This is a genomic window from Corynebacterium kroppenstedtii, assembly GCF_016894245.1.
Lineage (GTDB): Bacteria > Actinomycetota > Actinomycetes > Mycobacteriales > Mycobacteriaceae > Corynebacterium.
Map to the genome: position 1 here is coordinate 2165145 of NZ_CP069792.1, position 24174 is coordinate 2189318.

Annotated in this window: 18 protein-coding genes and 2 rRNA genes; all 20 read right to left on the reverse strand. The window is 54.9% G+C overall.

Annotated features, from left to right (window positions below; translation table 11 throughout):
* A complete protein-coding gene (der, locus tag I6J23_RS09325; protein ID WP_204581830.1) occupies window positions 1–2376 on the reverse strand; it encodes a bifunctional cytidylate kinase/GTPase Der in 2376 nt (791 codons plus the stop codon).
* 96 nt (window positions 2377–2472) lie between these two features.
* Complete coding sequence (locus I6J23_RS09330) at window positions 2473–3309, reverse strand: pseudouridine synthase (RefSeq protein WP_204581831.1); 837 nt, start codon at window positions 3307–3309, stop codon at window positions 2473–2475.
* Window positions 3310–3602: 293 nt separating this feature from the next.
* Entirely contained in the window at window positions 3603–4295 is a 693-nt protein-coding gene (gene bioD / locus I6J23_RS09335) for a dethiobiotin synthase (protein ID WP_204581832.1), read from the reverse strand.
* A 69-nt stretch (window positions 4296–4364) separates the two neighbouring features.
* Window positions 4365–5690, reverse strand: coding sequence for an adenosylmethionine--8-amino-7-oxononanoate transaminase (locus I6J23_RS09340; protein ID WP_204581833.1), 1326 nt, complete (start codon window positions 5688–5690; stop codon window positions 4365–4367).
* A 24-nt stretch (window positions 5691–5714) separates the two neighbouring features.
* Window positions 5715–6299: an SMC-Scp complex subunit ScpB gene (gene scpB, locus I6J23_RS09345; protein WP_204581834.1), complete on the reverse strand. Its 585-nt coding sequence runs from the start codon at window positions 6297–6299 to the stop codon at window positions 5715–5717.
* Window positions 6300–6366: 67 nt separating this feature from the next.
* Window positions 6367–7182 carry a segregation and condensation protein A gene (locus I6J23_RS09350; protein ID WP_204583052.1) on the reverse strand — a complete coding sequence of 272 codons (816 nt, stop codon included), beginning with the start codon at window positions 7180–7182 and terminating at the stop codon, window positions 6367–6369.
* Window positions 7183–7199: 17 nt separating this feature from the next.
* Window positions 7200–8099 carry a ParA family protein gene (locus I6J23_RS09355; RefSeq protein ID WP_204088408.1) on the reverse strand — a complete coding sequence of 300 codons (900 nt, stop codon included), beginning with the start codon at window positions 8097–8099 and terminating at the stop codon, window positions 7200–7202.
* 286 nt (window positions 8100–8385) lie between these two features.
* Complete coding sequence (gene xerD / locus I6J23_RS09360; RefSeq protein WP_204583053.1) at window positions 8386–9288, reverse strand: site-specific tyrosine recombinase XerD; 903 nt, start codon at window positions 9286–9288, stop codon at window positions 8386–8388.
* Between the two features lie 139 nt (window positions 9289–9427).
* Window positions 9428–10087, reverse strand: a complete 660-nt coding sequence (locus tag I6J23_RS09365) for an NUDIX domain-containing protein (protein ID WP_239454906.1) — start codon at window positions 10085–10087, stop codon at window positions 9428–9430.
* 136 nt (window positions 10088–10223) lie between these two features.
* Window positions 10224–11888 (reverse strand): CTP synthase, encoded by a 1665-nt coding sequence (locus tag I6J23_RS09370; protein ID WP_046202357.1) that lies wholly within the window; start codon window positions 11886–11888, stop codon window positions 10224–10226.
* A gap of 220 nt (window positions 11889–12108) precedes the next feature.
* Window positions 12109–13074: a copper transporter gene (locus I6J23_RS09375; RefSeq protein WP_204581835.1), complete on the reverse strand. Its 966-nt coding sequence runs from the start codon at window positions 13072–13074 to the stop codon at window positions 12109–12111.
* Window positions 13075–13102: 28 nt separating this feature from the next.
* Window positions 13103–14296, reverse strand: coding sequence for a putative cytokinetic ring protein SteA (gene steA / locus I6J23_RS09380; RefSeq protein ID WP_204583055.1), 1194 nt, complete (start codon window positions 14294–14296; stop codon window positions 13103–13105).
* A 154-nt stretch (window positions 14297–14450) separates the two neighbouring features.
* A complete protein-coding gene (gene recN / locus I6J23_RS09385) occupies window positions 14451–16160 on the reverse strand; it encodes a DNA repair protein RecN (protein ID WP_204581836.1) in 1710 nt (569 codons plus the stop codon).
* Window positions 16161–16249: 89 nt separating this feature from the next.
* Window positions 16250–17164, reverse strand: a complete 915-nt coding sequence (locus I6J23_RS09390) for an NAD kinase (protein WP_012731492.1) — start codon at window positions 17162–17164, stop codon at window positions 16250–16252.
* Complete coding sequence (locus I6J23_RS09395) at window positions 17161–17991, reverse strand: TlyA family RNA methyltransferase (protein ID WP_412523815.1); 831 nt, start codon at window positions 17989–17991, stop codon at window positions 17161–17163. Before I6J23_RS09395 ends, I6J23_RS09390 begins: the two co-directional genes overlap by 4 nt.
* Window positions 17984–18190 carry a hypothetical protein gene (locus I6J23_RS09400; RefSeq protein WP_204581838.1) on the reverse strand — a complete coding sequence of 69 codons (207 nt, stop codon included), beginning with the start codon at window positions 18188–18190 and terminating at the stop codon, window positions 17984–17986. Before I6J23_RS09400 ends, I6J23_RS09395 begins: the two co-directional genes overlap by 8 nt.
* Window positions 18181–19326, reverse strand: coding sequence for an HAD-IIA family hydrolase (locus I6J23_RS09405; RefSeq protein WP_412523816.1), 1146 nt, complete (start codon window positions 19324–19326; stop codon window positions 18181–18183). Before I6J23_RS09405 ends, I6J23_RS09400 begins: the two co-directional genes overlap by 10 nt.
* Window positions 19327–19351: 25 nt before the next feature.
* Complete coding sequence (locus I6J23_RS09410) at window positions 19352–20272, reverse strand: tetratricopeptide repeat protein (protein ID WP_204581839.1); 921 nt, start codon at window positions 20270–20272, stop codon at window positions 19352–19354.
* Window positions 20273–20623: 351 nt separating this feature from the next.
* Window positions 20624–20740, reverse strand: a 5S ribosomal RNA gene (gene rrf, locus I6J23_RS09415).
* Window positions 20741–20852: 112 nt separating this feature from the next.
* Window positions 20853–23929: ribosomal RNA gene (locus I6J23_RS09420) — 23S ribosomal RNA — on the reverse strand.
* Window positions 23930–24174: the final 245 nt, after the last annotated feature.

Sequence of the window (24174 nt, forward strand, 5' to 3'; positions counted from 1 at the left end):
CTATTTTCTCCCACGCTTTTCCCGCACACGCACGGCAATTCGCACTGGCGAGCCTGTGAAGCCGAAGGTCTCCCGGAATTTTCGTTCGAGGAAACGTCGGTACCCGTGTTCCAGGAAGCCAGTGGTAAACAGCACGATCACCGGTGGCCGGGTGGATGCCTGCGTCGCGAACAACACCCTAGGCAGACGACCGCCCCGCATCGGAGGCGGAGTCTCAGCAATGACCGCCCGCAACCACGTGTTAAGTTGACCTGTGGGAACGCGACCATCCCAGCTCTCTAGGGCTTCAATCATTGCGGGCTCGAGTTTGTGTATTGCCCGCCCAGTTTTTGCAGAGATGTTGACACGGCGGGCCCACGGGATGTGCGAGAGCTGGAGCTCAATTTCGCGGTCGAGCATATCCCGGCGATCTTCATCAACCATGTCCCATTTGTTGTAGGCCACGACGAGCGCTCGGCCGGAATCCAGGATCATACGTAGGACACGCTGATCTTGTTCAGTCACCGGTTCAGATGCGTCGACGATGAAGACAACGACTTCCGCCGCGTCGATGGCTCCCCGTGTACGCAGACCCGCGTAATACTCGTGGCCCGTTGCCTTCTTAGTTTTCTTCCTGATACCAGCGGTATCGACGAAGGTCCACGTCTTTTGGTCGAGTTCGACGAGCGAGTCCACGGGGTCAACGGTCGTGCCGGCGACATCGTCGACGACAGCTCGATCCTCCCCTGTCATCTTATTGAGCAAACTCGATTTACCGACGTTGGGCTTGCCGACGAGGGCCACTCTACGCGGCCCCGATGTGATGAATTCTTGCCGTGGTTTGTCGGGGAAGAGTCGGATGACTTCATCGAGGACATCGGCGGCGCCGTGGCCGTGTTTGGCCGACACTGGGTAAGGGTTGTCGAGGCCGAGTGCCCAGAATTCCGCGAGGTCGCCGTACTGCGTCGGTGAGTCGAACTTATTAGCGACGAGAACGACAGGTTGCTCGGCCCGGTGTAATTTGCGGGCGAGCATTTCGTCGGATGCGGTAATTCCGACTTGAGTGTCGACGACGAAGACGATGACGTCTGCTGTTTTCATAGCGCCTTCGGCTTGGCGGGCGATGGCCGCGTGCATGCCTTTAGCGTCGGGGCCCCATCCGCCGGTGTCCTGTACCCAGAAGCGTCGGCCGTTCCATTCGCCGAGGTATGAGATGCGGTCGCGTGTGACTCCTGGGAAGTCTTCGACGACGGCTTCACGGCGCCCGATGAAGCGGTTGACGAGGGTGGATTTGCCTACGTTCGGTCGGCCGAGGATGGCGACGGTGCATAGTGCTTCGGAGGTGTATCCGGCGTCGTCGAAGACGCCGAATGCTTCCTCGACAGAGTGCCAATCGGTGTCATCGTCGGAGGTGACCAGCAGGTTGTTGACCTCATCGTCAGTGGCATCACCGTCGGTTGCGTTGCCAGTGGCTTCGTGAGTGTGATCGCCGTGGGAGCGGTCAGTGTGTTCGAGGCCGGCCTGATCGCCGGGGCCCGCCTGGTCACCGGTGTCAGTGGCGTCACCGATGTTCGGGTCATCCTCGTCGCCAATAGCCTGACCTTCTGTCGTGGTGAAGACGAGATCGTCGAGTGAGGCGTCCTCATCAGATTGCTCGTCGTCGGTTCGGTGGTTATCGCTGCCCGATTGACGGATAAGGGCGATGATCGCATCAACGACGTCATCGATGCCGATATGGCTCGTATCGACGACGATGGCGTCGTCGGCTGGCATAAGCGGTGAGTCCGCCCGCGATGAATCTTTGCGGTCGCGTTCTTGAACGTCTCGTAAAACCTCGTCGAATGTGGCGTCACGTCCAGCTTCACGATCCTGGTCGTATCGGCGCCGTGCCCGGATGCTCGGTTCGGCTGTCATAAAAACTTTGCAAGGAGCGTCCGCTAAGACGACAGTGCCGATATCCCGTCCTTCCACAACGCATCGTCCGGCCTTGTGAGCCAATGATCGTTGCAATGCTACAAGGTTCTGGCGGACTTCGGGGATCGCCGCTACCGACGAGACGGCTCGTGTCACTCGGGGTGTCCGGATGTCATCAGCCACGTTCATTCCGTCGAGGATGACTTCGGTGGAGTGAGGGTCGTCGTTAATGGTGATGGGCAAGTCAGACGTTGCCTCGATCACAGCTTCGCGATCGTCGGGGTCGATTCCGGCATTAAGAACGTGGAGGGTGGCCACGCGGTACATCGCCCCGGTGTCTAAGTAAGACGTGTTCAATCGCGAGGCGACGGTACGACAGACCGTCGATTTGCCTGTGCCGGATGGTCCATCGACGGCGACGATCAACCCTCCCCCTGGGGTGTTGGCGAGTGTTGAGTCATCCGATGTACGAGTAGTTGACATCACTAAACTCCTATTTAATCCGTTCTGCCATTGCATAATCCCTGTTACATCGGATCACACGAAAGTGGACGCAAAAGCTCTACATAGTACGGGTTGTTACATATCAACAGCATTAAACAAGCTGGTCAGTTCCGCACGGTTCAGCGCGCGTAGTGTTCCCGGAGTTTGCTCACCCAACTGCACTGTGTGGATTTTGGTTCGAACCAGCTCTTGCACAGGAAAACCAGCTGCTTTTAGCATCCGTCGCACGATGTGCTTGCGCCCCTCGTGAAGCACTACTTTCACGAGTGAACGGCCTTGCCAGACGTCAATGGTTTCAGCTTCGTCGGCTCGGGCAGTACCGTCATCCAACTCAATTCCCTGGGTCAGGCGTCGAAGGTCTCTCTTATCCACTTCGCCGAGAACAGTGGCGAGGTAGGTTTTCTTGATTCCGTATTTGGGGTGAATCAGCCGGTTCGCTAACTCGCCATCGTTGGTCAAGAGAAGAAGTCCCTGCGTCGCAGCATCCAAACGACCAACGTGGAAAAGCCTCTGACCAGCGTCTACTTTCTCACCAACGATATCGCCGACGCAGGGCCGACCCATATCATCATGCATGGTTGACTGAACACCGCGTGGTTTGTTCAATGCGAAGTATTGCATCGATTCGTTGACGATGACTCTGCTGCCATCAACCCGAATCACGTCGTGATCTGGATCCACGCGAACGCCCTGACGGGTCACGATTTCTCCGTTGACCTCGACGCGCCCTTCGTCGATGAGCTTTTCTGACATCCGCCGGGATGCGACGCCAGCAGCGGCCAATACCTTTTGCAGGCGAATCCCCTCACCCGAATGATGGGCGGGGGATGTGGCCTTGACATGTTGATGTCGAGCAGGCTTTGCCTTGGGTACGTATTCCGGTGTGCCGTCACGGCGAGCGGTAGAAGCCACGATGTGGACCTTTCCGTATCTATGCGTTATTTTTTCGGTTTAAAAACAGGGGTAACGTGGCGTCGTTTCATAGCATCAAAAATAAACGGCCGTCCACGCAAAACATATGGTGACCAGTGAGTCTATCACGTTCTTCATTCGTGTCATTATCTTCAACGGGCTGCAGACGCAATCAAACTACATCACAGCGCATCAAGCCACTCATAATGGGGCGGGGACCCGCTTCCACACTCGGAGAAGTACACACCCACCAACCGACAAATGCGGTGACGTCACCATTCAGTCTCTAGCAGTTAATCACTCTCACGCGTCATCCGATCGACAATATCCGACACGAAAAATCCTGGCGCTTCCTTGACGAAAGTCTGCTGAGACCACCCACCAGCTCCTTCGGGTATATACCCTAAGACATCGGTCCCCGTAACCACGGGCAAGTCTTCTCTATTACACCGCGTCGCCAAATCTGGGGAGTCCGGAATGGACCCACCGATTAAACCAAGAACAGTTAGCCCCCGGCGCGTAGCAGCTTCCACCGTCAATTCAGCCTCGTTCAAACTTCCGAGGCCTGTTGAACACACAACAATAAGCGGAGCATCAAGTTCTCGAGCCAAATCTGCAATGGTCCAGTCCTGACCAATACGCACAAGAAGCCCACCAGCTCCCTCAACAAGTACAACGCGGCCTGGCTTATCAAAAGATCTGATCTGCTCAGCAACGGTCGTGAGCTCGGGATATGGCATATTCGCCCGCCGGGCCGACGTAGCCGGGGCAAGCGGCTCGGGGAACCGGTACAGGGTCTCCGCACTATCAATACCGGTCAAGGCGGTTATGCGGGGAGCATCGCCTTCGCCTTCGGGTTCACCAGTCTGCGCTGGTTTCACAATGAATGGTTCATATCCCTCCTTCTGAAGGATGCTCGCAACCGCGCCGGTAGCTACAGTCTTCCCGACATCTGTCCCCGTCCCCGTCATGATGGCAATACTCATTTTTAATCTCCTCTCAACAGGTCACTGAATAATCCGGACCGGAAAAGTCTCTGTGGTGAGACCGCGCGCTTACGCCGACGCAGCGACAATATTTTTCATCGCCGCACATATTTTCTCGATGTCAGTGCTGGTCGATATAAACGGCGGCATGCTATAAACCAACTTCCCGAAAGGTCGAAGCCATACTCCCGATTCCACAGCTACCCTCGTAGCAACCTTCATATCAACAGGTTGAGATAGCTCGACGACGCCAATAGCACCTAGGACACGTACAGACGCAACCTGCTCAGCATCGGCAAGTGGGGACAAACCGTGGCGTAATTCCTGTTCAATACGGGGAACTGTCGATCGCCAGTAACCGTTATCTATGAGGTCGCCCGCGGCCCGAGCCACCGAGCACGCCAGCGGATTGCCCATGAAAGTCGGCCCGTGCATCAACGCTCCCCCGCCCTGCGGTGTCGAAATCACCTCTCCTACGCGCTGGGTCGTCAGTGTGGCAGCAAAACTCATCATTCCCCCGGTCAGGGCCTTGCCGACGCACATAATGTCCGGGGTGATGTTAGCAGCTTCACACGCAAAGAGATTCCCCGTACGTCCAAAGCCTGTGGCGATTTCGTCGGCAATGAGGAGGATGGAGTGGTCATCGCATACACGGCGAAGGCCAGCGACCAATCGCGGGTCGTGGAATCGCATGCCTCCTGCCCCCTGCACGACAGGCTCAATAATCACTCCAGCAATGGTGTCATCGATATATGTCTCAAATTCCCGTAAGTAAGACTCAATCTGGTCTTCACTAAGACGCGCATCACGGTAACTGTTGTCACCGGCAGAATGGCCCACGTCGCATCGTGGATCAGCCGGAGGTTCGGGGGCAAAGACTTGTTCTACCAAAGTGCCTCGCCACAAAGAGTGCATGCCGCCCTCAGGATCACACACACTCATCGGCCCTTGGGTATCACCATGATATCCGCGACGCCACGTCACGAGCCGGTTACGCTCTGGATGGCCTTGTCCCATCTGGTATTGGAGGGCCATCTTGATGGCTACCTCAACAGATACTGATCCCGAATCAGAATAAAAGACCAGGTCCAGCCCCTCAGGCGTTGTATCTACCAGCCACCTGGCTAAATCCACCGCTGGTTTATGTGTAAGGCCACCGAACATCACATGTGGCATGTGATCGATCTGCTTATGTGCGGCCTCAACCAGGTGTGGATGGCGATGCCCGTGTGCTACAGCCCACCAGGAACTCATCCCGTCAATGATGTTTCGACCATTCTCGAGATGCAGCGTAACGCCTTCCGCAGATGTCACGGGTATGGAAGGTACCGCTGCTGGCATCGGGCCATATGGATGCCAAATGTGCTTTTGGTCAAAACGTACAAGATCCTCCATAGTTGTCACCCTACTGAACAGTGTTCAGTAATCTGCAATAGCCTCATCAATCGCTTCCACATCAGGTAACAGAGGCGCCAAATCTGGCAGTTCAGAGATATCCGAGAGGCCCATCGTCTCTAAAAACAACTCAGTGGTGGCATACAAATGAGCTCCCGACGTCTGCTCCTCACCCACTTCTTTCACCAAACCACGCAGCGCTAAGGTTCGCATGACACCATCACAGTTCACCCCGCGGACAGCGGCGACTTGGGAGCGAGTTACCGGCTGGCGATAGGCCACCACCGCGAGCGTTTCCAGCGCCGCTCGTGACAACTTTGTTTGCGCGCCGTCTAACAAAAATGCCTCAACGGCCGGCGCGTGCTCAGCTCTGGTGTAGAGCCGCCACCCATCATCGACGTGACGCAGCTCGATGCCACTGCCTCTTTGATCGAGTTCGTCTCTCCACTCGTCGATAACCGCGCGCGTCTCTTGCTCCGACGCCCCCACCGCGCGGGAAATATCAGAGATAGAGGCAGGATCGTCCAACACCAACATCACCGACTCCACTGCAGCCCGAAGTGCAGAGATCTTCGGTAAATCATTCGGGTTCGTGGTGTTATCTTTCACTTCACCGATCCTCGTGTCTGCCGATCCTCGTATGTGAGGTACTGACCCCTAGTCTGGCGACCGGGACTTACTCCCAGTTCGCGGCCGCAACGACAGCTGGATCAACCTCAAGACCCGTCCACGCTACTAACATCTCGCCTAAAGGCTCATCTTGGTCGATGTCAGTGGCATGAGCCTTAAATAACTCTAACAATGCTAAGAACCTGCCGACGATTTGCATTGATACCGTGCAGTCGGAGGTCAGTTGCTCGAATGAGCACCACGAATAGGCACCGGCGGAATGGAGCATGGAAAGAATCCGTCCCGCTTGTTCCGGGACGGATACCGCCACGGAGTGGATGTGTGACGTATTCACTGTGTCAGGTGGACGGGGGCGGAATACAGCTGCTGCCATATCGGCAAATGACTGGGGGGTGTGGTCAATACGGACCGGCGGCAACAGCGATGCGAACTTTTCTTCCATGCCAACCGCCCGCGGGTAACGTCGGGCGGCATGCGTGTGACGTACACGTAGCTCGTCCGCAATTTCCTTATAAGCCCGATATTGAAGCAATCGAGCGAAGAGCAGATCTTGGGTTTCTAAAAGTGCAAGATCTTCTTCGCTGTCAACCTCACCTCGGGGCAACAGGCGTGCTGTTTTCAAATCCAATAAAGTCGCTGCAATAACAAGGAACTCCGTAATTTCATCGAGGTCCTCGGTCTTGCTCAAACTCCGGGTATAACTGACAAATTCATCTGTGACCTGGGCGAGAGCAACCTCGGTTACATCCATTTTGTGACTATGAATGAGCTGGAGGAGGAGATCAAACGGACCGGTAAAATTCGCGAGGGCCACGCGGAACCCTGTGATTTCCTCTTGGACACCCTCACCATTTTTTGTCATCGCAGCATTCGCGTCGGTCACTTACTAAGACGCTCCACCATTTCACTGGCAACTCCCCTATATTGCTCCGCAGCTTCCGACGTCGGCGCCCAGGTTGTGATAGGTTCTCCTGCTACTGACGTCTCGGGGAATCGGACGGTCCGCGTGATAACGGAATCGAAAACTTGGTCTCCGAATACTTCGATCACGCGCTCCATCACTTCTCGCGCGTGAAGGGTTCGTCGATCAAACATCGTGACCAGTATCCCGATGATTTCCAGGTTAAAGTTAAGTCGATCGCGCACCTTATCAACGGTATCGGTCAAGAGAGCAAGACCGCGCAAGGAAAAATATTCACACTCCATCGGGATGATGACTCCCTGCGAGCATGCCAATGCATTGACCGTGAGCAGGCCGAGTGATGGCTGGCAGTCGATAATGATGTAATCGTATTCGCCCATCACCGGCCGAAGAGCCCGGCCCAGGCACTGCTCACGTCCCACTTCATTAACTAACTGAATTTCCGCTGCGGATAAGTCGATATTGGCAGGAACTAAATCCAAGCCCGAGACAGCGGTTCGATGGATGGTCTCGAGTATCGACGTCGACGGGTCCACCAACAGGTTAAATACCGTGAGGTCGAGTTCATCATGTGGAATACCCAGGCCAGCTGACAGTGCCCCCTGGGGGTCGAGGTCAACGAGGAGGACCCGTCGCCCATATTCAGCTAAAGCAGCACCTAAGTTGATAGTTGACGTCGTCTTACCGACCCCGCCCTTCTGGTTACACATCGAGACGATAGTGGCTGGGCCATGACGATCGAGCTGAGGCGGCTCCGGAATCTGTCGGCGGGGGCGACCAGTCAGCCCCAGCTCGGGCGTCGGGTCGTCAAAAAGACCATCACCCTTATCCGACTCGTGTGGAGACGATGCAACCACAGTCAATCCTTCCTCCGGAACTTGTCGTCAGTACACGCACGCCAACCGTTTCTCAGTCAATCAGGATGCATACGGTCACAATGCGTACCGTGCAGCAACGATGAAAACCATCGATGTAATTCGAGTATCACTCTACAATACGAAGGGGCTATAGCGCAGATGTCAAGTATTGGAGCTTGACATAGTTCAAGTTCGTATTGAGAACTTAATGTGCCACTGCGCCGAAAAACGAGTCGACGACGACGAACACACTTAGAGTCAAGGTCGAGACTATTTTTCTGCCCACTTACGCACGAGGATGGGACGTAGCATAAACTTCCCGGAGATTATCAATAGACACTGCAGTGTAGATTTGTGTCGTCGTCACGCTTGCATGCCCCAAAAGCTCCTGAACCGCCCGAATATCAGCTCCACCTTGAAGAAGATGAGTTGCATATGAATGGCGCAACGTGTGAGGCCCCACCGAATCGCCGAGCCCACAGCGTTCCGCTGCCGCGTGGAGGAACTTCCATACCGATTGCCGGCCCAAACGGTTACCCCGAGCATTCAGGAACAACGCTTTATCGCTCCGCTTGACCATCGAGGGGCGACCACGGACTAGCCACGCATCAATAGCGTAAAGCGCCGGCGCACCGATCGGAACGAGTCGTTCCTTCCTCCCCTTTCCCACGACACGCACAAACGCGTGATTTCGATCAATCGAATCGATGTCGAGATTAAGGGCCTCGCTAATTCGCATGCCCGTGCCATACAGAAGTTCAATAACGGCACGGTCGCGAAGAGCAATCGGGCTACTCGACTCATTCACCGGGCACGACTCAATGAGCCGATTGACCTGTTCCACAGTCAAAGCATGAGGTAACGATTGACCGGAACGTGGAACAGTCACTCCTGCAGTGACGTCCCGAGCTAGTTGCCCTTCCTCGTGGGAAAACCGATGCAGAGAACGAACGGCGACGGTTGCACGCGCAGCAGACGATGCTGCCAGAGGCGACCACCCTAACGTCGAGTCTCCCCGTCGTAAATCCGCAATAAATTGCTCAATATCGGGCTCATCGACGCTATCGATGCTGAGGTTATGCTGATTCAACCACGCGACATATTTATTCAAATCACGTTGGTAATTCGACAACGTATTCGGACTAGCGTTCTTTTCCACCGCCAGGTGATCAATATAAGCAGCCACCATCTGAGACACGTCCGCTCCCGGATGCTGCCCCTCGTGGGGCTCATCTGCAGAAGAGGAAAGTGCCCCTGGAGTCGACATAGAAGACATAACCTCACACTTCGTTGTGCGCAGAGAACTCAACTACATGCGTTAGACGCACTCACGCGTGGTGGGTGTCTCCGGGTAGTTTATCTGTCACTGTCACCTTGAGATCCGCAGTCGATTTCCCTGCTTCACGCAACTGTGCTTCACGGCGCTCAGCTAGTCGATATGGACGCAGAGCATAGGGCTCGTCGACGCTACGTGGGCAAACATCGTTTCCTATGACCTGTGCAGCCATCAAGATTCCAGATGTAGCGATAGCATTACAAATCGTTCCATCCATGATCTGAGAGATAGCAATGTCCAGATCCACCCAAGTTGACGTCAAGTCGGCCTCTTCATCATCCGATTCTGGGCGATCAACGTTACTAAGATTCCGCGCAAGATATATGCGGACGGCCTCTTCACAAAATCCGGGCGACGACACAATATCCGACAACAGGTCCCACCGCTCGGCGGCGAGGCCAACCTCCTCCTGAAGCTCACGGGACGCAGCCTGAAGAGGATCCTCACCAGCAGCGTCCAAGAGCCCAGCAGGCAATTCCCACAGGCGTCGTCCCACGCTGTGCCGATATTGGTGGATCAGCTTCACGCGTTTTCCGTCGAAAGCTACCACGGCGACGGCACCAAGGTGCTCCACGATTTCACGTCGTGCGTATGTTCCGCCCGGCATAGAGACAGTATCCTGCCGCACCGCAATAATCGGCTTGTCGAGCAAATACGTAGAGTCTTCTACCGTGAAGTCATACGACCCCGGACGGTTCTGAGCCGACGGGTTCGCGCTCTCGTCTAATGAGCCAGTATCAGATGTTTTGTCTAGCGGATTCGTGGCTTGTCCTCCTCATTTACCGTAACTACTTTTCCTCATCATTCTTATGCTTCAACCCAGCTTTAACCAGAGCAGCGAATAATGGGTGAGCTTTTGTAGGGCGGGACTTATATTCCGGGTGAGCCTGCGTCGCAACCATGTACGGATGATCCGGATACTCAATAAACTCAACGAGTTTTCCATCAGGAGAAGTACCAGAGAACTTCAGTCCAACACCATCTGTAATCCGCTGACGGTACGCATTGTTGACCTCATAACGGTGACGGTGACGCTCCGACACCTCTAACGTTCGGTACGCCTCCGCTACCACCGAACCCTTGTCCAACACGGCAGGATACGCGCCCAGACGCATGGTCCCACCGAGATCCGCTTCTCCAGAGACGGCGGCCATCTGCTCAGCCATCGTTGAGACCACGGGCTCAGTGGTCTGAGGATCAAACTCAGTTGAGGATGCGTCGGTAATTCCCGCGGCACGCGCAGCCTCAATCACCATGCATTGCAAACCCAGACACAGGCCCAAGAACGGTACACGATGTGTACGTGCATAGCGGACCGCACCGATCTTGCCTTCGATTCCACGAATACCGAAGCCACCTGGAACGACGATGGCATCTACGTTTCCTAGCTCTTTTTCTGCACCTTCCTCAGTCTGGCACAAATCCGAGGCGACCCACTTCACCCGAGCTCGGGCATTATTAGCAAATCCACCTGCACGGATAGCTTCTGTCACGCTGAGATAAGCGTCGGGAAGGTCGATGTACTTGCCCACCAGAGCCACGGTCAATTCATGCTCCGGCTCGTGGACTTTCCGCAGCAACGAGTCCCACTCGGCCCAGTCAACGTCGCGGAAAGGCAAATCTAGCCGACGAATGAGGAACGCATCCAAGTGCTCACGGTGCAAAACTTTGGGAATTTCGTAAATGGAGTCGGCGTCGGCACAGGAGATCACACCTTCCTGATCAACGTCGCACATCAAAGCGATTTTTGCCTTGAGCGGCTCCGGAACTTCCCGATCACACCGCAGGACGAGTGCATCCGGAACGATACCGATCGATCGCAGAGCAGCCACTGAATGCTGTGTCGGTTTGGTCTTCAACTCACCGGACGGCGCGAGATATGGAACAAGCGACACATGAATGAAGAAGATGTTCTCTCGCCCCACGTCGTGTCGTGTCTGACGAGCAGCTTCAAGGAATGGCTGGGATTCGATATCACCGACAGTCCCACCGATCTCCGTGATAACGATATCGGGCCGAACCCCATTTTCATCCGGGCGATCCATCGTCAAGATGCGATGCTTGATCTCATCCGTAATGTGGGGAATAACTTGCACAGTGTCCCCGAGGTATTCCCCGCGGCGCTCTTTGGCAATGACCTCGGAATAGACCTGCCCAGTAGTCACATTCGCGTTTCCTGACAAGTTGCGGTTCAAGAAACGCTCATAGTGCCCTAGATCAAGATCGGTTTCCGCACCATCGTCGGTCACGAACACTTCCCCATGCTGGAACGGGTTCATCGTCCCTGGATCCACATTCAAGTAGGGATCAAGCTTTTGCATGGTGACTTTCAGGCCACGTGCCGTCAGCAGTTGACCTAGTGAAGATGCTGTCAATCCTTTACCCAGCGATGAGGCAACACCGCCGGTGACGAATACAAATTTGGTGACATGCTCGGCGCGCGATTGCGACACTATGCTCTCCCGAGGATCGATGATGGACGGTGATCAATGCTGGACAACCGCAACCGGTTTTGATGCTTAACGGTTAACGGAAAATCCATCGGTTAAAGTGGCAATTATCGGTAGATATCCACAATCCCTCGGGACTTCAGCCTAACACGAAACTTTCACCGTCGTCATTTTGCGGTGCACAACCAACCGCAGCAGCGAAGACCTTGGCAACCGAGGGGCCTTACTGTGCAACGGCTGCCTTTGAACCATCCATAATCCCATAGGAACCGGTTTTTCCTGCGATGACGTCAGCGGAAGCGCGAATTGCGCTGACCTGCCCCGTAACATGATTAATGTCATCGACGGTGGCGATCTTAGCTTGTGACCCCTCTTGCTCATCGTGCGTTGATGAATCGCGGAGCCGAGCAATAACTCCATCATCCTCGGCTGCGCCGGGGCGAGACGCGGCAACAACACCGGATCCATTGTGGCCCAGCCCTTCGGTGAAATCACGAAGGAAGCCTGCTACATAATCATGGTTTCCCTTCTTACCGTCGGAACCTCCGGTGATGAGGATAGCCACATCAGCCGGTTCATCGAGGCCGTCAGCAGTAAGGAAATCTCCCTGAGTCAGCGCATCCCTGACTATTTTTCTTTCCGGTCCTGTAGATTGCTCTTCAGCGTTATCCCCGCCTTCACTCTTCTTCAAGAAGGCACCGCCCATCAGTTGGCCGATATGCCAGCCAGGCGACGAATTTCTCTCGGACAGTTGGACACCTGCCGGTAGCGTCGTCGCAGCTATGGATTTCAGGTCATCACCGCCGTCGCGAGAAACAAATTTGTCTTTCAGACCAATAGTGCCAGCTACATGAGCGCCTGCGGGTTCGATGAGGCCGTTGACAGCCTTCACATCATCTTTATTGACATCAGGCGTGGTTATTATCAGCACAGCTTTATCCTGCAACCGCCCCCTGACCGCATCTGGTGCAAGGGTTACCCCGAGCTGATCAGCAGCCTGAACACTCTTATTGGCCTGATTACGTTCCGCAGTGACTGAGTCGACCTTGCGCTCGGTATCAACATTGTGCCGGGTGATATGGCTACTCGCACCCGAGTGTGGGCCTAAAACATACACGCCGAAGACGGTTCCCAGGGCAATTCCGCACGCCGCACCGGCAACTGCAATGCCTGATCGATTGTGAGACAAACTGTGCTCCTATGGCTGTAAAACTGCCTTACTTGAACAGATTCTGAACACTAATTGCGAAACTGTTCCACGTGTCTATCAGGTTGTTGATAAATGAATCATCACCTGACAGCCCCGAAATAAGAATAATGGTGACGAGGGCGATGATAATGGCAATAACTGCCCACAACCATCCCAAGCCCGACGACCGTACCAGATAAAGTTCATTCACGGCCGAGGCATCGACCAACCGGGTACCGACTCGCGCACGGGTCAGCAAAGCTGACGGAGCAGCATCCCGCTGATTCTCATCAAACAACGTCTCAATATCAAAGGGTGAACCACAATTAACGACGAGTGACGCGCCATGATAGCTGGCGATTAACAACGCCAGATCCGTGGCCGAGTCAGTGGCCGCTGGGAAGGTCATCGCGCCGATTCCCAAGTCTTGGATTCGCTCCAACCCTGCAGCGTGACCATCAGGGTCAGCTGGCAAAATCACCGTCGCCCCAGAGCGTAACGCGCGATCATTGATGAGCTCAGGATCGCCGACGATGATCGACGGCTTATATCCCTTTTCCACCAAAATGTCAGCTGCGTTTTCCACACCGATAAGTAGCGGATCATATTCACGAATAAACGAACGCAAGTCTTTCAGTTGCGACTCAACGTCGGCAGACGGGCTGACAACGACGACCTTCCGATCTTGGATGGGGACATCGACATCTGGGATGCCCAAACCGTCAATGAAGAGCGGCGATTCGGAACGCACAAATTCCGTCACGTTGCCGGATAACGCTTCCATGTGATCCGCGAGCTGTTCACGGGAATCCTCAAAGACCGCTATGGCCCGGTCGAGGGTGATTTCTTTACCGCGAGCGACTTCGTCATCTCCTCGATAGAAGGTGCCTTCGTCGAGGCGATATGTCTTCCCAGATTGAAGAGACTTCCGCCCATCGGCGCCGATGCCGTCGATAAAAACGACGCCTGCGTCGATAAGCATCTGGGGGCCGAAGCGAGGGATACTACCCTGCTCTGTCTCTACCTCTGTCGCGACTGCGGAAACATGCATGTCAATTAGGCGCTGGGCCAGACCTCGAGGGATTTCAGGCCCATCAATGATGGCGATATCGCCTTCAGCAAGCTTGCGCAGTTCTTTCGAGGAGTGAGCGATATCTCGAACCGTGGCGTTAAGCCCCGGAAGATCCGACTGCGACCGAGAGAACAGTTTCATGGTAGCCATCATTCCTGATTACCTATCATTATGCACAGAGGCGCGCCGACTGAAGGATCAAGACTGCCAGATATCTGCTGGTAAGAGGATTACACAATCTTCGTGCTGATTATTTATCAGAAGCATTAAGGAATCGCGTCGACGATAACGAATCCGACGCTTTTTACGTACGAGAGCGTTCGCGGGCTGCAGTGGCCAATAATTCCTCGGCATGCGCGCGCCCTGTATCGGTATGATCTAAGCCGGCAAGCATCCGTGCAAGCTCCTCAACGCGCTCACTTTCGGCTAGGGTTTTGACGCCCGATGTCGCCGCGACAGAGGCGTCAACGCTTTTCGTAACGACGAGGTGTTGATCGGCGAACGCCGCTACCTGTGGCAAATGCGTGACAACAATCACCTGGCACTGTCTTGATAAGCGCATAAGGCGCCGACCAATCTCCACCCCGGCGCGTCCTCCCACTCCGGCGTCAACTTCGTCAAAGACGATTGTTGTGCCGCGTCGTTCAGCGGAGAGGACAACTTCAAGGGCAAGCATGATTCGGGATAGCTCACCGCCCGAAGCCGCCTGAGTCAGTGGACGAGGCTCGGCGCCGTCATAAGATCGCAGTCGAAATTCGACTTCATCGGTCCCATTTTTTCGGAAGACGGTATTTGTTGTCACTGCGATGTCGAGCGACGACGTCGGCATCGCCAAGCCCCTCATTTCTTCCGTGACCGCTCGTTCGAGTTTCCCTGCCGCACGTCGGCGAGCAGCGGTTAGTTTTTCGGCGATCTCTCGGGTCTTTGTCCCCGCTTCTTCTGCTTCCTTGGCTAGTTTTTCAATTGTTTCGGTGGAGGTATCGAGGCTTTCCAACCGCTTGTAGGCGTTGTCACGCCATTCCAGGACCGCGTCAATGTTCGCGGCATATTTTCTCGTCAACTCATTTAGCTGTGCCTGACGCTGGAGTGCAGCATCGAGTTCACCGGGGTTAGATGAGAGCCCGCCCAAATATCTGCTGAGGTCGGATGAAATGTCTCCCACCTGTTCAAGCAGGTTGTGAATTTGCGTTCCCAGGTTAACCAGCTGCGAATCACCGCTGGATGCCAACGCTGATTGCGCTTGACCCAAGAGGTCGATAGCCGATGACGTTTCCTCGGTATCATCGGAACTTAACGCCTGAAAAGCTCTCCCCGCGGAATCTCGCAGCGAATCAACATCCTGCAGTCGCTTAACCCTGTCGACGAGTAGCTCATCTTCACGCGGCGTGGGGCTCACGGCCTCAATCTCGTCGAGGGCGAATCGGAGCCGATCTTCTTCCTGAGCCATTTCTCGACGATGCTGTTGGCGCCTCGTGAGTTCGCGTGTCACTGACCGCCACTGGTCCCTCAACACTTGGTAGCGCGACTTAATGGCTGCAATTTCGGGGTCAAACGAATCGAGGGCATCCCGCTGCTGATCCGTCGACAATAAACGCAATTGATCATTTTGGCCATGGATAACTAACAAATTATCCACTACGGCTGCCAATCGTCCTGCAGTGACGGTCCGTCCGCCGACGTGGGCACGTGATCGACCTTTTGACGAGACTGATCGGGACACGACGACTTCGTTGTTTTCGGTATCCCCGCCGACGTTTTCGATTTCATCCGTGATGGCAGCACGGTCAGCTTCGTCGATCTCTGAAAAGTCAAAAATCCCTTCGACGAATGCTTGGGACTGGCCTTCCCTGACCCGCGACGAATCAGCCCGTGCCCCCTGAATGAGTTTGAGGCCCGACAGTAAGAAGGTTTTACCTGCGCCGGTCTCACCAGTGAGAACAGTAAGGCCAGGCGCCCATGATGCGGTAGCGCTAGGCAACACTCCTAGGTTCTCAATGCTGAGTTCAACGAGCACTAGTTTCCCCTTTCATACACGTGCCTGCCGACCGAAAGCTTTTTCGACGTCCGCATCGTATCCCAGCTCTGGCGACCGAGGCTCGTGCATTACTTTTTGGGCCCCCGCCACCCGGACACAGGCAGGCGAAACTTCGACACTAGACGGTCCGTAAAAGGTGCCGCGTCTAGCCTGACCCACCTGACTGGTTGATCGCCACGACGGACTTCCACCCTGGATCCGGGTGGGATAGGGATTCTTCTGATCCCATCCAGGTTCGCCGTCGCCGACTGCGTTGATGTGTTCGTCTCTATAGCAACCTCTGAGAAGGGGCTCACCACTAGAGGTCTTGCGAATAGTGCGTGGGCGTTGTTAGGAACGACAAGGATGGCGTCCAGTGATGGCCATAAGACCGGACCGCCGGCTGAGAACGCATATGCGGTGGACCCAGTCGGAGTAGAGACCAACACTCCGTCACATCCGAAGGAACTCACAGGGCGTTGATCAACTTCCAACACTGCATCGAGCACGCCTTGTCTATCTACATTCTCAACAGCAACTTCGTTAAGGGCCCAACCACGGCCAAGGTTCCGTCCGTCGGGACCATGAACGCTGACCGATAGCGTCATACGATCTTCCACACGCCAGCTGTGATTAATGACAAGCTGGAGCGCCTCCGGAAGGGATTCTTGCTCCCACTCAGCTAAGAAACCGACGTGGCCAAGGTTGATTCCCAGAACGGGTAAATCGGCAGCATGGGCAATATCGGCAGCACGTAAGAATGTTCCATCGCCCCCGAGGACGAGTACTAATTCAATGCGGGCCGTATCAACTTCTCCTGATCGAAAAATCGGAAATGTGCCGAGGACCGGGTGCTTGGTAATAGGGTCCGACGACTCACTAGCGAGGACCCATACGGTCAGTCCTGCGTCCTTCAGATATTCAGCAGCTTCCGCCGCCGCAGCCAAGTTTGAATCCCGCCCTGTGTTCGCAACAAGCAGAATTTCCCGATTCTTCTCCGTCATTGAGGTCCTTCCTGCACTGCTGCCGACACCATGGATTCAAGTTTACCGGGTTCCAGTGCTCGGACCCCACCATCCTTGACAAGCCATAAAAAATACTCCACATTGCCGCTAGGCCCCGGCAGAGGCGACGCAACCACACCACGGAGTGAAAGACCGAGAGTTTGAGCATACTGGGCAACCTCCACGGTTGCGCTCACCCGTAAGCTTTCAGACCGAACCACGCCACCGTGTTCTAAACGGTCTTTCCCTACCTCAAACTGTGGCTTCACCATGGGGAGGAGATCTGCTCCCTCACCCATACAATCAACAATCGCCGGGAGAACCAATTTCAGAGAGATAAACGACAGGTCCCCCACCATCAGGTCGCATGGGCCTCCTGTCAATTCCGGGGTCAGGTGTCGTACATTCGTCCTGTCTACTACACGGACCCGTTCATCATTCTGTAGACGCCAGATCAACTGCCCATAGCCGACGTCAACAGCGACGACTTCCCGAGCTCCGCGCTTGAGGCATACGTCGGTAAACCCTCCTGTTGAGGCTCCTGCATCCAATATCCGACGCCCCTCAAATGACAGTCCCTCGGGTTCGAAGGCTTCACACGCCCCAAGGAGCTTATGAGCACCACGAGATGCCCAATTATCGTCGACGCTTTTCTCCACTTTGATGGATATGCCCGGCTCAACTCGGGTTGCTGGCTTGGTAGCTTGAAATCCGTTCACCATAACGCGACCACTGCGAATCATCTCAACGGCCTGGTCACGTGATCGCGCAACTTTACGGTTTACTAACTCAGCGTCGAGGCGACGCCGACTAGGCTGCTTAGTCACGGGAATCCTCCAAGGCCTGATGAAGAAGATCATGAGCCTTCTCTAAGCGATCAGCTTCTGCAGAGAGATCAGAGTGATTCCCCTCAAGAATCTCGTACATGTGCGCTGACAACTCAGCATTTGACTCCTCGAGCGTTTTATTCGCTTCAGCCAGACGTTTCTGGTTGAGGCGCTGGACGTCACCGGGTGTTATCGCCATGTATCGATCACACTTTGCGCAGTCGAATCGGTCGCCGCCACCTGGGTCACAGCGGGGGCTCCTTCTTCCCATGCTGCTGCGATCGCAGTCAGCAAGGCGTCGTGGCGTCGTCGATCAGAGATACGACCCTGCTCAGGTGAATCCGCACCATCCAAGGATTCTTCAGCCGATCCCTCAGGAAACTCGCCGTCAACGGACGACAGCTGCAAAACGCCATCCAACGTCACCTCTGCTTTCCAACCTGACTTTGATCCAGGGGCAGATCGATCAATCGAATCGAACAAGGCCATCATATTGTCGGCGATATATGTGGGGCGCTCCGCAGGATCCGCGGTCAGAAGATCTTTGTGCCCTGATATACCGGTAATGACCATCAAGGATGGGATTCCGGCCGCAACTCCCCCGGCAATGTCAGTGTTCAGGCGGTCACCGACAGCCAGTGGACGATCAGAATGGAGTTCTTCCGCCGCTTGGGTAAACATGTCACCAGCCGGTTTTCCGGCAGAATCGGGGATAACTCCTGTTGCCGTGGTAATCGCAGCAATCATCGACCCGTTTCCGACGGTTAAGCCACGCTCGGTGGGCAAGGTGGTGTCCATGTTCGTCGCTACGTAGACCGCACCGTTATTAATTGCCAGCGCAGCTTCTGACATTTGCGGCCAGCCCGTCGTCGTCGCGTGCCCTTGAATCACGGCAGCTGGTTGATCGTCAGCCGATGTGACAACGCTAAACCCGGCCTCGCTGACGAGTTCTTTTAGCGAATCTGATCCCAATACAATGACGCGCGAACCTGCAGGAATTTTGCTGACCAACAGCGTAACCCCGGCTTGTGCGGACGTTAAGATGTCGTTCTCAGAGGCAGGAATTCCCATTTCCTGCAGAGCTTCGGCAACAGCGCTGGGTGAGCGGGAAGCATTGTTCGTTATGTACTTTAAGCCAACGTGGGAATGGGCCTCGTTAAGGGCCGATACAGCTTCCGGGATTGGTCGTGCACCGTGGTACACGGTTCCGTCGAGATCGAGGAGTAACGCGTCGGTGCGGTCGATCAAACGCTCTTCGGACGTATGAGCGCTGTCATTATTAGAGGCGGCCATCAAATCTTCCTTAATGGATGTCATCCGTAGGGATCGGTACATAGCGACACCATACGGTGCGTTTATCTTAAATGAGCTCGGCTAAGCGCTCTTTTGCGTCGAGAAGCTCGTCGGGATCATGGTCGATTGTCTTTTGAAACCACGCCTTCGCTTCTGTAGTCCGCCCTGCTGCGGCCAGCGAATCAGCGTAGGCGTAGAACAACCGAGGGGCTTCCTCATCTTTCCGCTTATCATCAAGGTTTTCTTGTTCGAGCCCCGCGACGGCTGCGTCGTATTGTTCTAAGTCTCGACGAGCACCAGCCACGACGATCGCGAGTTCTTCAGCGGAGTTCGAGTCAAGAAGCTTCGCCTGATCCGATGTACCAAGAGATATGGCTTTCTCAGGATGTCCTAGCCCCCTTTCGCAGTCAGCCATGACTGCAAGTAGGCCCGGCCCCCCGGAAATTCTGCGTGCAGCGCGTAGCTCGGATAACGCTTCTTTCCATTGGCCGGCATGGTACGCAGCGATACCACACGTCTCGCGGGCAATGGACACTCGTCCCGCCCGATCTTTAGCTGCGCGAGCGTGCTTAAGGGCCAGCTCGGGATCTTCTTCCATGGCTAACGCGCTGGCGACCATGTGTTTCGCCACGACCCCAGCGTTCTGCTTCGATAGGCTGCGAAGGTCCTGCCGAACGGTCGGATCTAAATCGCGTTCAGAAATGTCGGGTGGCAGTGAGGGCTCATTGAGGTGCTTCTTCGACCGCTCTTCCCGGTAACCGCTCTTCTTCGGACCAGAACGCCCTGACGCGTACTTCGACTTACGGTTGATGCTGCGGTGGGATTTCTTTTTATTGAAGTCGCGGTTATTGGCTCGGTGGTTCCTGTCAGAAGAACCGGATTTATCGTAGCGCCTTCCATGATGCCCGTCGCCGCTCGATCTGCCGGAGCCGTGGTTGCGGTTGTTAGCCGATCCATTGTGGCGTTTATTTGCTTCGGAGTCGTTCATAGTACCGCTCACTTCTTAACAGTCGTATATAAAAACACCTGTCATCACTGCGTTTGATGCGTTAGAGCACCAAGGGCAGCAATGCGTTAACCGAAAAGATAATAGCAGAGGTTGAAAGAGGGCTTTCAGCGGAACGGATGGTGGACGGAATTTTGTTAGCTGCGTTCGAAATGAATACACAACGAGCGAATAGAAAACTTTGTACACCCTCTCGTTTCCTTCAATGCTCGCTGGGTTTTTTGGGCGTGTAAACACACACAAAAAACAGTGGTGTGGCTGCCCGCGCCCCCCAAACAACGAGCACACACAACCACACCACACACACCACATATTCTATTGTTCCCACGTTACGGTTGGCGGCGACCTACTCTCCCACACCCTCCCAGGTGCAGTACCATCGGCGCAGGCAGGCTTAGCTTCCGGGTTCGGAAAGGGACCGGGCGTGACCCCACCGCAAAAACCACCAACACACACAAAAGGACAACACACACCCAACCCAACAAGGTGGTGTGCTGCACAAGACACCAAACAGCAGACGCAAGCAACCAACAAACTTCTCACAATATTCCATCATGATTCATTGTTGTTTTAGTTCGGCCAATTAGTACCGGTCACCTCAACACCTCACAATGCTTACAGATCCGGCCTATCAACCCCATCATCTCCAGGGAACCTCAAAAGAAACCTCATCTTAAAACAGGCTTCCCGCTTAGATGCTTTCAGCGGTTATCCCTCCCGTACGTAGCCAACCAGCCCTGCCCCAGGCGGGACAACTGGCACACCAGAGGTACGTCCGTCCCGGTCCTCTCGTACTAGGGACAGCCTTTCTCAAGTTTCCACGCGCGCGGCGGATAGAGACCGAACTGTCTCACGACGTTCTAAACCCAGCTCGCGTGCCGCTTTAATGGGCGAACAGCCCAACCCTTGGGACCTACTCCAGCCCCAGGATGCGACGAGCCGACATCGAGGTGCCAAACCATCCCGTCGATATGGACTCTTGGGGAAGATCAGCCTGTTATCCCCGGGGTACCTTTTATCCGTTGAGCGACACCGCATCCACAAGCCAGTGCCGGATCACTAGTCCCAACTTTCGTTCCTGCTCGACCCGTCAGTCTCACAGTCAAGCTCCCTTATGCACTTACACTCACCACCTGATTGCCAACCAGGCTGAGGGAACCTTTGGGCGCCTCCGTTACCATTTAGGAGGCAACCGCCCCAGTTAAACTACCCACCAGGCACTGTCCCTAACCCAGATCATGGGCCGAGGTTGAGATGCTCAATACGATCAGAGTGGTATTTCACCAACGACTCCACCACCACTAGCGTGGCCGCTTCACAGTCTCCCACCTATCCTACACAAACCGAACCAAACACCAATACCAAGCTATAGTGAAGGTCCCGGGGTCTTTTCGTCCTGCCGCGCGTAACGAGCATCTTTACTCGTACTGCAATTTCGCCGGGCCTGTGGTTGAGACAGCAGAGAAGTCGTTACGCCATTCGTGCAGGTCGGAACTTACCCGACAAGGAATTTCGCTACCTTAGGATGGTTATAGTTACCACCGCCGTTTACTGGGGCTTAAATTCTCCGCTTCGACCACCAAAGGCGGCCTAACAGGTCCTCTTAACCTTCCAGCACCGGGCAGGCGTCAGTCCGTATACCTCGACTTCACGTCTTCGCACGGACCTGTGTTTTTAGTAAACAGTCGCTTCCCTCTACTCTCTGCGACCACCACCAGCTCAACCAGTCTGTCACCAGCAGTGGTCCCCCTTCTCCCGAAGTTACGGGGGCATTTTGCCGAATTCCTTAACCACAGTTCACCCGTCGCCTTAGTATTCTCTACCTGACCACCTGTGTCGGTTTCGGGTACGGGCCGCACACACACATCGCTAGAGGCTTTTCTCGACAGCAATGGATCACCAACATCCCCACAACGGGTACGCATCACGCCTCACCCCTGATGGCATCCGGATTTACCTAAATGCCGGGCTACACGCTTACACCACAATCCACTCAGTGGCTCGGCTACCACACTGCGTCACCCCATCACTTGACTACTACCAGATCAGGCCCCACGCATCCACACACACCACAATCCAAAGACCATGCCATGTGCTTCAGGGCGGTTAGTATCACTGATTCACCATGGGCGCGCATGCACGGGTACGGGAATATCAACCCGTTATCCATCGACTACGCCTGACGGCCTCGCCTTAGGCCCCGACTCACCCTGGGAAGAAAAGCTTAACCCAGGAACCCTTAGTCATCCGGCGGACAAGATTCTCACTTGTCATTCGCTACTCATGCCTGCATTCTCACTCGCATACCCTCCACCACCAGTCACCCGGCAGCTTCCACGAGCACACGACGCTCCCCTACCAAACCACACAAAAGCATGGTTTCCGCGGCTTCGGCGATGCACTTAAGCCCCACTACATTGTCGGCGCACAACCACTCGACCAGTGAGCTATTACGCACTCTTTCAAGGATGGCTGCTTCTAAGCCAACCTCCTGGTTGTCTTCGCGATCCCACATCCTTTTCCACTTAGTACACACTTAGGGGCCTTAGCCGGCGATCTGGGCTGTTTCCCTCTCGACCCACGGAGCTTATCCCCCGCAGTCTCACTGCCACGCTCTCACCTTGCTGGCATTCGGAGTTTGGCTGATGTCGCTAAGATGATAGTCCCGCTAAACCATCCAGTCGCTCTACCTCCAACAAGAAACACGCAACGCTGCACCTAAATGCATTTCGGGGAGAACCAGCTATCACGGAGTTTGATTGGCCTTTCACCCCTACCCACAACTCATCCCCGCAGTTTTCAACCTACGTGGGTTCGCGCCTCCACAACGTCTTACCGATGCTTCACACTGGCCATGGGTAGATCACCCCGCTTCGGGTCCAGGACACGCCACTGACAACCGCCCTCAATTAGGACTCGGTTTCCCTACGACTACCCCACACGGGTTAACCTCGCGACGCGCCGCTGACTCGCAGGCTCATTCTTCAAAAGGCACGCCATCACCCCACCAATGAGGCTCTGACGGCTTGTAGGCACACGGTTTCAAGAACTCTTTCACTCCCCTCCCGGGGTACTTTTCACCATTCCCTCACGGTACTATCCACTATCGGTCACATCACGTATTCAGGCTTACCGGGTGGTCCCGGCAGATTCACAGCAGATTCCACGAGCCCACTGCTACTCGGGCACCACAGCACCCCACATAAGATATGTTTTCACGTACCGGACTCTCACCGTCTACGGCAGGCCATTCCAAACCACTTCCGCTAACACACCACACGCAGGAGGGCGTCACTAGCCACCCAACACCACGGCCCCACAACACCACACACGCAACCCCTAGCAAGTCTCACACGCATATGGTTTAGCCATCATCCACTTTCGCTCGCCACTACTCGCAGAATCATTATTATTTTCTCTTCCTACAGGTACTAAGATGTTTCACTTCCCCGCGTCACCCCCACACCGGCTATACATTCACCAGCAGGTCACCGCACACAACTACGGCAAGGTTACCCCATTCGGACACCCTCGGATCAACGCTTGATTGACAACTCCCCGAGGACTATCGCGGCCTTCCACGTCCTTCATCGGCGTAATGTGCCCAGGCATCCACCGTGCGCCCCTACAACAAACAACAACAAAGGCAACACAACCCCACCACACACACAACAAAACCATGTGCGCAACGGAGTATGAATAAACCAGACAAAATACAACAAGAAAAGATTACTCGCGTCCACTATCCAGTTCTCACACAACACACCCACACCACACGCAACCACCACAACCGTGACAATCACCTGCAGCCAGGCCAGGAACAACAACCATGTGCCATCCCAGACACCCAACAATGCACCAACGCACCCCAAAAACCATTTGTG